Annotated in this window: 12 protein-coding genes; 6 read left to right on the plus strand and 6 right to left on the minus strand. The window is 63.6% G+C overall.

The genetic code is table 11. The features are described from left to right. The first annotated feature begins 53 nt into the window (after positions 1–53). Complete coding sequence (locus CO671_RS11920) at positions 54–1,106, plus strand: iron ABC transporter permease (RefSeq protein ID WP_097606086.1); 1,053 nt, start codon at positions 54–56, stop codon at positions 1,104–1,106. After that, positions 1,103–1,891, plus strand: a complete 789-nt coding sequence (locus CO671_RS11925) for an ABC transporter ATP-binding protein (RefSeq protein ID WP_097606087.1) — start codon at positions 1,103–1,105, stop codon at positions 1,889–1,891. Before CO671_RS11920 ends, CO671_RS11925 begins: the two co-directional genes overlap by 4 nt. A 24-nt stretch (positions 1,892–1,915) precedes the next feature. On the opposite strand, the gene CO671_RS11930 is transcribed toward CO671_RS11925, so the two are convergent. Next, positions 1,916–2,353: a helix-turn-helix domain-containing protein gene (locus CO671_RS11930; RefSeq protein WP_097606088.1), complete on the minus strand. Its 438-nt coding sequence runs from the start codon at positions 2,351–2,353 to the stop codon at positions 1,916–1,918. A gap of 206 nt (positions 2,354–2,559) precedes the next feature. Between CO671_RS11930 and CO671_RS11935 the strand changes: the two genes are divergently transcribed. The 3 genes from CO671_RS11935 to CO671_RS11945 all read left to right on the plus strand — a co-directional run bounded on the left by CO671_RS11935 (position 2,560) and on the right by CO671_RS11945 (position 5,130). After that, on the plus strand, positions 2,560–4,374 hold the full coding sequence (locus tag CO671_RS11935; RefSeq protein ID WP_097606089.1) for a chloride channel protein: 1,815 nt from the start codon (positions 2,560–2,562) through the stop codon (positions 4,372–4,374). Positions 4,375–4,444: 70 nt separating this feature from the next. Continuing rightward, positions 4,445–4,711: a type II toxin-antitoxin system Phd/YefM family antitoxin gene (locus CO671_RS11940; RefSeq protein WP_097606090.1), complete on the plus strand. Its 267-nt coding sequence runs from the start codon at positions 4,445–4,447 to the stop codon at positions 4,709–4,711. Beyond that, positions 4,708–5,130, plus strand: a complete 423-nt coding sequence (locus CO671_RS11945) for a type II toxin-antitoxin system VapC family toxin (RefSeq protein ID WP_097606091.1) — start codon at positions 4,708–4,710, stop codon at positions 5,128–5,130. Before CO671_RS11940 ends, CO671_RS11945 begins: the two co-directional genes overlap by 4 nt. 28 nt (positions 5,131–5,158) lie before the next feature. Here CO671_RS11945 and CO671_RS11950 read toward each other — a convergent pair whose 3' ends face one another. The 5 genes from CO671_RS11950 to CO671_RS11970 form a co-directional block, all read right to left on the minus strand. Then, the gene (locus tag CO671_RS11950; protein WP_097606305.1) at positions 5,159–5,929 is read right to left on the minus strand and encodes an ABC transporter ATP-binding protein; all 771 of its coding nucleotides are present in this window, start codon (positions 5,927–5,929) and stop codon (positions 5,159–5,161) included. Positions 5,930–5,938: 9 nt separating this feature from the next. Beyond that, on the minus strand, positions 5,939–6,922 hold the full coding sequence (locus CO671_RS11955; RefSeq protein ID WP_097606092.1) for an ABC transporter substrate-binding protein: 984 nt from the start codon (positions 6,920–6,922) through the stop codon (positions 5,939–5,941). 38 nt (positions 6,923–6,960) lie between these two features. After that, positions 6,961–7,812: an ABC transporter permease gene (locus CO671_RS11960; protein WP_097606093.1), complete on the minus strand. Its 852-nt coding sequence runs from the start codon at positions 7,810–7,812 to the stop codon at positions 6,961–6,963. A 10-nt stretch (positions 7,813–7,822) separates the two neighbouring features. Next, positions 7,823–9,175, minus strand: coding sequence for an LLM class flavin-dependent oxidoreductase (locus tag CO671_RS11965; RefSeq protein ID WP_097606094.1), 1,353 nt, complete (start codon positions 9,173–9,175; stop codon positions 7,823–7,825). Positions 9,176–9,446: 271 nt separating this feature from the next. Then, on the minus strand, positions 9,447–10,232 hold the full coding sequence (locus CO671_RS11970; protein ID WP_097606095.1) for an IclR family transcriptional regulator: 786 nt from the start codon (positions 10,230–10,232) through the stop codon (positions 9,447–9,449). 251 nt (positions 10,233–10,483) lie between these two features. On the opposite strand from CO671_RS11970, the gene CO671_RS11975 reads away from it, so the two are divergent. Beyond that, a complete protein-coding gene (locus tag CO671_RS11975; protein ID WP_097606306.1) occupies positions 10,484–11,560 on the plus strand; it encodes an ABC transporter substrate-binding protein in 1,077 nt (358 codons plus the stop codon). Positions 11,561–11,570 lie beyond the last annotated feature (10 nt).

Genomic DNA, 11,570 nt, shown 5'->3' on the forward strand with positions numbered 1-11,570 from the left:
ATCTCTGCGAGCGCCATGTCCGATGGCGCTCGTTTCCAATCGAGAGTTTTCCCATGACAGTGACCGCCCGCAATGCCGAAGCGATCGGCGCGCACCGGCTGCGCGAGCGCAGGCGCTGGCGCAGCCTGCTGATTTTCGTATTGCTGATGGCGGTATGCCTCGTTCTCGATATCGCCACGGGCCCGTCGCTGCTGTCGCCGGCAGAAGTGGTGCGCTCGCTCACGGGACTTGGCGAGCGGGCGGCGATGACGGACGCCATCGTTCGCGGCCTGCGTCTGCCCATGGCGCTGATGGCGCTTGCCGTCGGCGCGGCACTCGGGGCCGGAGGCGCGCAGATGCAGACGCTTCTCAACAATCCGATGGCAAGCCCCTATACGCTCGGCATGGCGGCTGCGGCGGGGTTCGGGGCGGCACTTGTTCTGGCGCTCGGCGGTTTCGGCCTCGATACGATGATCGCCGTGCCGCTCGGCGCTTTCGTCTTCTCCATGCTGGCGGCGCTCTTCCTCTTCACGCTCGCTTCGATGCGCCGCATGACGGCGGAAACCATTATTCTCGGCGGGATCGCCCTTCTCTTCCTGTTCCAGTCGCTTCTGTCGCTCATCCAGTTCCTGTCCTCGCCGGAGCTGTCGCAGCAGATATTGTTCTGGCTGTTCGGCAGCCTGACGAAAGCGACCTGGCCGACGCTTGGCCTGACCGCGGCCGTCACCTTCGTCTGCTGCGCCATGCTGATGGCGGATTCCTGGAAGCTGGCGGCCTTGCGCATGGGCGAGATGCGGGCCGCCAGCCTCGGCGTCAATGTCCGGCTCTTGCGCATGAAGGTCCTCGTCATCGTTGCGATCATGACGGCGACCGCCACGAGCTTCGTCGGCGTGATCGGTTTCATCGGTCTCGTCGCCCCGCATATCGCCCGCATGACGGTCGGCGAGGACCAGCGCTTCTTTCTGCCGATGTCTGTGGTCAGCGGCGCGCTGATGCTGTCGGCAGCCTCCGTCGTGTCGAAGTCGATCATTCCAGGTGCGCTGTTTCCGGTCGGTATCGTTACCGCCATCGTCGGCGTGCCGTTCCTGCTGTGGCTGATCTTTGCGCCGAAGAGGTCCGGCGCATGATCCGCCTCGAAAACATCGCCATCGAGCGCAGCGGTCAAAGAATTGTCTCCGGTATCGACACCAGCCTGGAGGCCGGCAAGATCCACGCCGTCATCGGCCCCAACGGCACGGGCAAGACCACGCTTCTGCGGGGGCTCTTCGGCGACCTGCCGCTCGCCGAGGGCAGGTTGACGCTTGGGCGCGACAGCCTTTCTGCCGGACGCACAAGCGCGCGGGTGCTGAAGTCGTGGCGTGAGGGCTTCGCCTATATGCCCCAGGACACGGCCGCCGATATCGCGCTCACCGTTCTCGAAGTCGTGGTGCTCGGGCGGCTTGGCCGGCTGTCGCTGCACATCGACGACGAAACGCTCGACATGGCGATGACGCGGCTTTCGCAGGCGGGAATCGCCCATCTCGCCGGGCGCGACATCGCGTCGCTCAGCGGCGGGCAAAGGCAGATGGCGCTGTTTGCGCAGGTGTTGATGCGCGCCCCGAAGGTCATGCTGCTGGACGAGCCCGTCAGCGCCCTGGATCTGAAGCACCAGATCGCGCTGCTCGACCTGGTGCGCCGGGAAACCCGCGCCAATGGCTGGATCACGGTGGTCGTGCTGCACGATCTCAATCTGGCCTGCCAATATGCCGACAACCTGCTGGTGATCGCGGATGGCGCGATGAAGGCGAGCGGTCATCCGCAATCGATCGTCACGCCGTCGCTGATCGCGCAGACCTATGGCGTGGATGTCGAAGTTTTGCGTGACCGCCGCGGCCAGCCCGTGATTCAGCCGCTGGTCGTCGAGAGTGTGTGAGGACCGCCCGCGCCGCGGCCGCGTTCATTCCGCTTTCGGCGCTGTCTTCTGAAGCTCGAGCAGAAGCTCGATCAGCTTTGGCGCCATCACCCGGATCTCCGACAGGTGGACGGCGCTCAGCCTCGTCAGAAGTTCGTCGGCCTTCTCGGTCAGGAGCAGCGTCTGACGGCGCCTGTCGGCCGGATCGGCATGGCGTTCGACCAGCCCGGCATCCGACAGCCGTCCGACGAGTTCGGTCGCCGTATGCGGCGCGATGATCAGCCGCTCGGCCAGCATGCCGATGGTCATCGCTTCGCCGCCGCGTTGCCCCTTGATCGCCAGCAGCGCCTGATGCTGCTGCACGGGCAGTCCTTCCGACTGGGCGGCTGAGGCGCTGAAGTCCATGAACTGGCGAAGCGCGAACCTGAGGTCGGCGAGCGCCTCGTAATCCTCCTGTCTCAGCGGCGGCGGGGGTTTCTTCACACTCATTCTCCTCTGCCGCTTGGTTCGCAGGAGGCGATCCTTGCGCGCATTATTGCCGATCTCGAATAGATGGGCAGCCGCAAGCCGGTCAAGTCAGGCACCTGCCGAGACATTTTCGCCTTCCAACATTCGTCGATTGATTTATATCGTACTACGATATAATGACCTCGCTCAAACCGACCCGTTTCCGCGTAGCAGAGGCTTCCATGGCGCAGCATCAACCAAGCAACCGGCCGCATGATTTCACCGGCGGTCTTTCCCGGCGCGAGGCCGGCGATTTTACCACCGACAGGCGGGTTCTCCTGCTGGTCGGAATGGCCGTCATTGTCGGCACCTCAGGCGCCTTTGCGGCCTGGTGTCTCGTCAGCCTGATCGCGCTTGTGACCAATATCGTCTGGTTCGGAGAGATCGGCATCGAGCCCGCCTCTCTGGCTACCGTGCCGCGTTCGCTGTGGGTGGTGCTGGTGCCGCCGCTCGGCGGGCTCGCCATCGGACTGATGGCCCGTTTCGGGTCGGAAAAAATCCGCGGCCACGGCATTCCCGAGGCGATCGAAGCCATCCTGATCGGCGGCAGCCGGATGTCGCCGAAGGTCGCGGTCCTGAAGCCGCTGTCCTCGGCAATCTCGATCGGAACGGGCGGGCCCTTCGGCGCCGAAGGGCCGATCATCATGACCGGCGGGGCGATCGGTTCGCTGTTCGCGCAATTCTTTCACATGAGTGCCGCCGAGCGGAAGACGCTGCTCGTTGCCGGTGCGGCCGCAGGCATGACGGCGATCTTCGGCTCGCCGATCGCCGCGGTCATGCTGGCGGTCGAACTGCTGCTGTTCGAATGGAAACCGCGCAGCTTCATCCCCGTTGCGGTTGCCGCCTGCGTGTCGATCTGCTGGCGTCCGCTGCTCTTCGGCACAGGTCCCCTGTTCCCGACCCATTTCCAGGTGACCTTGCCCTGGTGGGGAATCTTCGCCTGCGCGGCGATGGGCATCATATCGGGACTGCAGTCGGGATTGCTGACGACGTTGCTCTACCGGATCGAGGATCTGTTCGAGGCTTTGCCGATCCATTGGATGTGGTGGCCGATGCTCGGCGGTCTCGTCATCGGCCTCGGCGGCCTGATCGAACCCAGGGCGATGGGCGTCGGCTACGACATCATCGACGGCCTGCTCAACAACCGGCTGCTCGCGCCGGCAGTACTGTCGATCCTGCTGGTGAAAACCATCATCTGGCTGTTTGCCCTCTCGTCTGGCACTTCGGGCGGCGTGCTTGCGCCGCTTCTGATCTTCGGCGGCGCGCTCGGGTGGCTGGTCGGGATGATCATGCCGGGCAACGATCCGGGCTTCTGGGCGCTGCTCGGAATGGCGGCGATGATGGGCGGAACCATGCGCGCGCCGCTGACGGGGACCTTCTTCGCGATGGAGATCACCGGCGACGTCAGCACGCTCGTTCCCCTGCTCGCCGCAACGGTGGTGGCCTATGCCGTCACGGTGCTGCTGCTGCGCCGCTCGATCCTCACCGAAAAAATTGCGCGCCGCGGACAGCACATCACCCGCGAATATGGCGTCGATCCGTTCGAACTTTCCCGAGCAAGGGAGATCATGATCAGCGATGTCGATACGCTTCCCGTTACCATGACGGTCGGCGAGGCCTGCGATTTCTTCGCCTCGCAAGAGAAGACGCACCGGATTTATCCGGTGGTCGATGCTACGGGCAAACTGGCCGGCATCGTCTCGCGGGCCGATGCCCTTCTTTGGCAGGGCAAGCCCGACCTCGCCGCCCAGACGCTGGGTGAAACCGTCACGGATGATTCCGTTCCCGTCGGGCATCCTGACGATACGGTCGCCTTCATCGCCGACCTGATGCTGTCGACGGACAGTGGCCGTATCCCGATCGTCGATCCGGCAACGGGAAAACTGTGCGGCCTGATCGCCCGCAAGGATCTGCTGCGGCTGCGCAGTTCCTTGCGGTCCGCGGAACTGGACCGCCGGCCCTATCTAACCGCAGGAGCGAGAAGCAAGCCGAAATAGCCGCGCCGCTTGCCAGGTTTGCAGTTTCGGCTTATATAGTCAGCATGGTCATTCTAGTCAGGAGTTGAGCATGCAGCCCTCGCGACAAGGCGATGAAAGCTGGACCGTTGCCAGCGCAAAGGCGAAGCTTTCCGAGGTTATCGAACGCGCCCAATCCGCGCCGCAGACGATTACCCGAAACGGCAAGCCGAGCGTCGTCGTCGTCTCCGCCGAGGAATGGCAGCGCAAGACTGCGCGCAAGGGAACGCTTGCCGAATTCCTGATGAGTTCGCCGCTGCGTGGCGCCGATCTGGATCTCGAGCGTCAACGCGACGAACCGCGTGATCCCGAGCTGTGAGGCTTCTGCTGGACACCAACGTCCTGTCCGAGGTGACGAGGCCGAACCCCGATATGCGCGTCCTGGCGTGGCTGGATCAGCTGGACGAGGATCGCTCCTTCGTCAGCATCATCTCGATCGCGGAGATCCGGCGTGGTATCGCCCTGATGGACAACGGACGAAAACGCGACGCGCTGGCCGAATGGCTTGCCCGGGACCTGCCGCAACGCTTCGAGCGCCGCATTATCCCGGTGGACGAGCCGGTTGCCTTGGCCTGGGGTGACCTTATGGGCCGCGCGAAGCGGAGCGGCCGCGGCCTGTCGTCGATGGACGGACTGATCGCTGCAACCGCAGTTGCTCACGATCTCACTCTCGCCACGCGCAACACCAGAGATTTCGAGGGGTTCGGGATCGAACTCATCGATCCCTGGATCGTATAGCCCTTGCGAAGGCGGCGGCAAGCAGCCTTCAATGCAGCCCGAACAGGTTCAGCAGCTCCTCGCGGTGCCGGACAAATTCCGGTGCGCTGCGGTCGCGCGGGCGCGGCAGATCGATGTCGATCAGGCGAGGTTCGCCCCCCTTCTCCCGCGGCAGGATAAGGATCCGGTCGGCGAGATAGATCGCCTCCTCGAGATCATGGGTGACGAGAATGGTCGTCACGTCCTCGTCGCGCCAGATCCGGGCGAGTTCCTGCTGCATGCCGATCTTGGTCATCGCATCGAGCGCGCCGAGCGGTTCGTCGAGCAGCAGGATCTCAGGCTGGACGGCAAGCGCCCGGGCGATACCGACGCGCTGTGCCATGCCGCCGGACAGTTGCCGGGGATAGGCCGCCTCGAATTGCTGCAGGCCGACGAGCTTGACGTAGTGACGCGCCCGCGCCCTCGCCTGCTCGCGACTGAGACCTCTTGTTCCCAGCCCGAAGGCGACATTGCCGAGGACGTCAAGCCAGGGAAGAAGGCGCGGCTCCTGGAAGATGACGGCGCGTTCCGCGCCGACGCCGCGGATTGCCTTGCCGTCGACGAGCACCTCACCGGTATCGGACTCTTCGAGACCGGCCAGAACCCGGAGCAAGGTCGTCTTGCCCGAACCGCTGGCGCCGACGATGGCGAGGCTTTCGCCGGAGCGGATGTGGAGGTTGATATCTTTCAAAACCTGCAGATGGCTGCCGTTCAGCTTGTAGGATTTGGAGAGGTGACGGATCGTCACCTCTCCGCGGCGAATGTCCTGGGCGAGGCTCATCATGGATCCTCAATTGCTGGCCGGCTTGGCGTCGGCGGTGAAGATAATGTCCTTGGCCGCCAACTGGCCCTGCTTCAGCTTGCCTTCGCGAACCAGGACGTCGATCCAGAACTGGATGTCGCGTTCAACAGGCAGACCGCCGGCGCGCACGCCGTAGCCGCGGAAATACTGCGCGATGTCAGGGTTCTCGCCACGCTCGGTCAGGGCCTTGGCCAGGATCTTCTTGGTTTCCTCGGGATGTTCGCGGGCATAGTCGAGGGCGCGGGCCGACTGCTCGACGAAGATCTTCGCTGCCTCGGGATGCTGCTGAATGAAATCGCGGCGCAGGACCACGAAGCCGCCGGCAATGTCGCCGAGCACGTCGGTATCGTCGAAGACCGCACGCAGGCCGCCGTTCTTGAGCGCCGCGCCCTCGAAGGTCGTCTGCCAATAGCCGAAGGCGGCAATATCGACCTGCTTGGAGCGCAGCACCTGCTCGAGTTGCGGCCCGGGAACGACGACCTGGTTGGCGGAATCGCTCGGCAGGCCGACCGAATGCAGGGCTTCGCGGATGGTGTAATCGAGATGGGCGCCGAGCGTGTTGACCGCGATGCTCTTGCCGGCAATGTCCTTGATGCTTTTGATCGGGCTGTCTTCCAGCACGTAGAAGGTCGACTGCACCTCGTCATTGATGCCGTTCGACGGATAGGCGGCGACGAAATCATTGCCGCCGATGATCGAATTCAGCACGGCGGAGGTGGCGGCGCTGCCGATCTCCACGTCCCCGGATGCAAGAGCGATGAGCGAGGCCGGGCCGCCCTGGGCATAGCCGACATTCTCAAACGTGATGCCGGTGTCTTTGAAATAGCCGAGCGCGTCGGCAAGTTCATGGGCGGCAAGGCCGCCCTGGCTCGCGAGGTAGCGCAGCGTCACTGCGTCGGCGGCAGCGGCCGGCGTGGCAAGACCGAGAGCGATCACGGCCGGCAGGAGAAGGTTGCGGGGATGGAACGTCATGGAAAGTCCTTTCGGAAAAGAAAAATCGGAGGAAGAAATCAGGCGTTCGGCTGCGACCAGCGGCAGAGGCGGCGCTGCAGGAGGACGAGCAAGGCATTGGCGGCAAGGCCGAGGAAGGCGAGCAGGAGGATCGCCGCAAACATCAGCGGGATCTGGAAATTGTACTGGGCGTTCATCACCTGGAAGCCGATGCCCTTATTGGCGCCGATCATCTCGGCGGCGATCAGTAGCAAAAGCGCCGTCGTCGCCGAGAGGCGCAGCCCGACGAAGATCGCAGGCACCGAGGCCGGCAGGATGACGCGGCGGAAGATGGTCAGCGGTCCGGCGCCATAGGTCCGCGCCATCTCGATAAGCTTCCTGTCCACCTCCTTGACGCCGCCGATCGTGGCGAGCAGCACCGGAAACAGCGTCGCCCAGAAGATCACGAAGATCTTCGACGTTTCGCCGAGGCCGAGCAGCAGGATGAAGACCGGATAGAGCGCCAGCGCCGAGGTCTGGCGGAAGAGCTGCAGGATCGGATCGAGCGCCTGCTCGACGGCCCGAAACTGGCCCATGAACAGGCCGAGCGGAATGCCGACCACGACGGCAAAGGCGAAGGCGGTGCCGGACCGCTGCAGGCTGACGGCGATATCATCGAGCAGCGCGCCATTGGCGAGGTTGGTCCAGAGAGCCGACAGGATCACGTTCAAAGGCGGGAAGATGGCCGGATTGATCCAGCCCCTGGTGCTCGACAGCTGCCAGAGCAGGAGGAAGGCGATGAGCAGACCGTAGCGCGGCAGAAGCGATGCCAGCACACCGCGCACATGCGACGCCAAAGTGGGCCTATTGCTTTCGCCGCTCTTCAGGCGGCCGAGGCTTCTCGGGAGGGTTTGGTTGATTTCATAGGCCATGGGTCGCTCCTCACTCTGCTGCCTGGAGAGCTGCACGTCCGGCAGCCCGTCGGTTGCTCGGGAAGGGCAGACCGAGATTTTCCCGGAGCGTCCTGCCTTCATAGGCCGTGCGGAACAGGCCGCGGCGCTGCAATTCCGGGATGACCAGATCGACGAAATCGTCGAGCGCCGTCGGCAGCCAGGGCGGCAGAATGTTGAAGCCGTCGGCGGCTTCGTTGTCGAACCATTGCTGGAGCGTGTCGGCGATCTGTTCGGCCGTGCCGACGATGGTGTAGTGACCGCGGGCGGATGCGATCCACTGATAGAGCTGGCGAATGGTGAAATTGTTTTCGTCGGCGATCTGGCGGATGAGCGCCTGGCGGCTCTTCATGCCTTCGGTCGGCGGCGCCGGCGGCAGCGGCCCGTCGAGGTCGTAGCCGTGCAGGTCGAGCGTGCCGCCGGTCAGGCCATTGAGGAGGCCGATCCCATCCTCTTCGACGATGAGTGACGTCAGACGGTCGTACTTCTCCCGCGCCTCCGCTTCGGTTCTGCCGACGAAGGCGGAAACGCCCGGCATGACCAGGATGTGATCGGGATTGCGGCCGAGCCCACGGGCGCGCGCCTTGATATCCCGATAGAATTCCTGGGCAGTTTCGATGTGCTGATGGGCGGTGAAGATCACCTCGGCCGTTGCCGCGGCAAGCCCGCGCCCGTCGTCGGACTGGCCGGCCTGCACGATGACCGGATGGCCCTGCGGCGAGCGCGACACGTTGAGCGGGCCGCGCACGCTGAAATGTTCGCCGCGATGGTCGGTGTCGTGCAGCTTCGCCGGGTCGAAGAACACGCCGGTCTCCTTGTCGCGGATGAAGGCGTCGTCCTCGAAGCTTTCCCAGAGTTTGCGGACGACGTCGACATGCTCGGCGGCGCGGCGATAGCGCTCGGCATGCGGAAGCTGGGTATCGCGGTTGAAATTCTGCGCCGTCGGGTCGCCTGTCGTGGTGACGACGTTCCAGCCGGCGCGGCCGTCCGAGATCAGGTCGAGCGAAGCGAATTTCCGGGCGGTGGTATAAGGCTCCTCGTAGGTGGTCGAAGACGTCGCGATGAAGCCGAGATGGGTGGTCAGGGGTGCGAGCGCGGAGAACAATGTGACGGGCTCGAAGCCGGCAACGCGGGCATTGCCGCCTTCACGCGCGCCACCGAAACCGACAGCCAGGTTGTCGGCAAGGAAATAGGCGTCGAAGAGGCCGCGCTCGGCTGTCAGTGCGAGTTGTTTATGAAACTCGAAACTGGTGGCGCCGTCGACCGGCTGGTCGGGGTGCCGCCAGGATGCAACATGCTGTCCGCCACCCGGAAGAAATGCCCCAAGCCTGATTTTCCGTGTCATTTCGCGTCCTTTCGGTTTGCCGCCAATGGCCCGGTCTGCTCAAGGCCGAGGTCAGTTTGGCTCTCAGGACGCTAGCCTACGTTCTCTATAAATTTTATAGAGAAACTTCATTTCGTAATTTCGGGGGAGGAGTGAATAGTTTTGCGGGATCGGGGTGAATCTGGAAATCGACGATCGGAGCGGCAGCAGGAAATATCCATGTCGGACGCCGGGCACCGGTTCATCCACCAACGTCCGCGCTGGCGGAGGCAATGCCTGGTTTGTCCAGGCCTCAGCCCCGTCTTGGCCGGGCCGGGGCATGCTCCAGGCCGGCGGCGGCCTTCTTCAGGCAGTCGAGGTAGCGGTCCCGGTTGGCAATGCCGTCGTCGCGCGGCGTAACGAGGCAGAGCGTTGCGGCTGCATGACCTTCCTCGCCGCGCACCGGCACGGCAAAACAATGGGTGAAGCTGTCGACGATGCTGTTGAAGGTGAAGAGACCTTCACGCTCGGCCTGGCGCACCTCGGCGATGAAGGTCTGCGGCTCCAGCCATTCGCCGCCCGGCAGGCGGAAATCCTGCGGCGGAATGAAGTTGAGGATGTCCTGATCCGACAGATGCGCAACCAGCAGGCGGCCCGACGCCGTCCACGGGATCGGCACGGATTGTCCAATATCGGTCGAAATGCGGAAGGGCCGCGCGCCCTCGCGCATGCGCACGACCGTATATTTGTTCCCGTCCAGCATGCAGAACTGCGCCGTCTCCCGCGTCTCGTCGGCAAGCTGGTCCAGCGCCGCCTCGCATTCGCGGGTAAAATCGAAATGGTTCTCATAGGCGGCGCCGAGGAAATAAAGCTTGCGGCCGAGATAGACGCGGCCCTCGCCGCCGGTGAATTCGAGAATGCCATTGCTCAGCAACAGGTTGACGAGTTCGTAGACCGATGAGCGCGGCGCGCCGATCTGCGCGGCGATTTCATTCGGCTTCAAGGCCTGCCGTTTCTGGCGCAGGAAGTCGAGGATCTCGAAGGCGCGGTCGAGCCCTCGGGCGCGCTTGCCGGCTGCTTCGTCCTGAACTGCATCCATCGCTGTCAATCCCGTGCTTGTTAGGCCCTGTTGTTGTCGGGCTCTGTTCTTGTCCGGCGAAGCTTTTCAAGCCGTCTGCCGCATCTGTCAATCGATCCCATCATGCCTCGCGAATGAAATCTTCCCACCCCCTCTTGCGGGGTAAAAAAATCGGCATAAGATCGGCTCGTCCGGTATAAAGATCATATGTACAATATAGCGGACAATAACAAATGGCAAGCCGCCAGCGCTGCCGCAAAAAGGGGATCGACATGAAGAATTTTTTTGAAGAAAGCATTTCCGTTTCACTGCGCCGCCGTCTTCTCGCCGGCGCTGCCGCTGCCGCCACCCTGCTTGCCTTTTCGGCCGGCACGGCCTCGGCCGCCGCCAATTGCATCAAGGGAGACAGGAAGGCGCCCTACACGATCGGCTGGGCGAACATCTATTCGGTGCCGACCTGGATGAAGCAGACCGAAGGGACCATCACGGCCGAAGTGGAGGAGCTGAAGAAGGCGGGCCTCGTCAAGGACCTGATGATCACCGACGCGCAGGGCAACGCCCAGACGCAGATCCAGCATATCCAGTCGATGATCGACGCGAATATCGACGCCATCGTCGTCATCGCCGGCTCCTCCAACGCGCTCGATCGCGTCATTTCCGATGCCTGCGACAAGGGTATCGCCGTCGTCAATTTCGACAGCCTTGTGAACACCGACAAGGTGACGGCGAAGATCAACACCGATTCCAACGAATGGGGCGCGACCGCGGCCAAATGGATGGTCAGCCAGCTCGGCGGCAAGGGCAAGATCATCATCATGAACGGCCCGGCCGGCATTTCGGTCAGCGACGACCGCCGCAAGGGCGCCCAGCCGGTGCTCGATGCCAATCCGGGTCTGCAGGTGATCACCGAGACCAACACCGAATATAACGTCGCGCCGGCACAGGAAGCGATGACCAGCCTGCTGTTTGCCAATCCCGAAATCGACGGCGTGCTGTCGCTCGGCGGCGCGCTGTCGGCCGGGTCCGTCCTTGCCTTCGAGCGCCAGGGCCGCGACCAGGTACCGACGACAGGCGAAAATGCCCGGCAGTTCCTGGAACTCTGGAAGGAGAAGGGCCTGAAGGGCTGGGCGACGATGCAGCCGAACTGGCTCGGTGCGCTTTCCGTCTATACCGCCGTGCAGGCGCTGCAAGGCAAGGACGTGCCCTCCTTCGTCAAGGTGCCGCTGCCCGTCATCGACGACAGCACGATCGACAGCTACCTCGCCCGAGCCGACAAGTTCCCGGCTGACGGCTATATCTACTCGGATTACGACAAGGCGCTCTTCGACAAGCTGCTTGCCACCAAATAATCCGGATTGA

Origin of the sequence: Rhizobium sp. M10 (assembly GCF_002531955.1) — a bacterium.
GTDB lineage: Bacteria > Pseudomonadota > Alphaproteobacteria > Rhizobiales > Rhizobiaceae > Rhizobium > Rhizobium etli_C.

What these genes read in the sequence shown, in the direction of transcription:
- CO671_RS11920 (WP_097606086.1), top strand. Translation starts at nt 54, where the DNA reads ATGACAGTGACCGCCCGCAATGCCGAAGCGATCGGCGCGCACCGGCTG.
- CO671_RS11925 (WP_097606087.1), top strand. Translation starts at nt 1,103, where the DNA reads ATGATCCGCCTCGAAAACATCGCCATCGAGCGCAGCGGTCAAAGAATT.
- CO671_RS11935 (WP_097606089.1), top strand. Translation starts at nt 2,560, where the DNA reads ATGGCGCAGCATCAACCAAGCAACCGGCCGCATGATTTCACCGGCGGT.
- CO671_RS11940 (WP_097606090.1), top strand. Translation starts at nt 4,445, where the DNA reads ATGCAGCCCTCGCGACAAGGCGATGAAAGCTGGACCGTTGCCAGCGCA.
- CO671_RS11950 (WP_097606305.1), bottom strand. Translation starts at nt 5,929, where the DNA reads ATGAGCCTCGCCCAGGACATTCGCCGCGGAGAGGTGACGATCCGTCAC.
- CO671_RS11955 (WP_097606092.1), bottom strand. Translation starts at nt 6,922, where the DNA reads ATGACGTTCCATCCCCGCAACCTTCTCCTGCCGGCCGTGATCGCTCTC.
- CO671_RS11960 (WP_097606093.1), bottom strand. Translation starts at nt 7,812, where the DNA reads ATGGCCTATGAAATCAACCAAACCCTCCCGAGAAGCCTCGGCCGCCTG.
- CO671_RS11965 (WP_097606094.1), bottom strand. Translation starts at nt 9,175, where the DNA reads ATGACACGGAAAATCAGGCTTGGGGCATTTCTTCCGGGTGGCGGACAG.
- CO671_RS11970 (WP_097606095.1), bottom strand. Translation starts at nt 10,232, where the DNA reads ATGGATGCAGTTCAGGACGAAGCAGCCGGCAAGCGCGCCCGAGGGCTC.
- CO671_RS11975 (WP_097606306.1), top strand. Translation starts at nt 10,484, where the DNA reads ATGAAGAATTTTTTTGAAGAAAGCATTTCCGTTTCACTGCGCCGCCGT.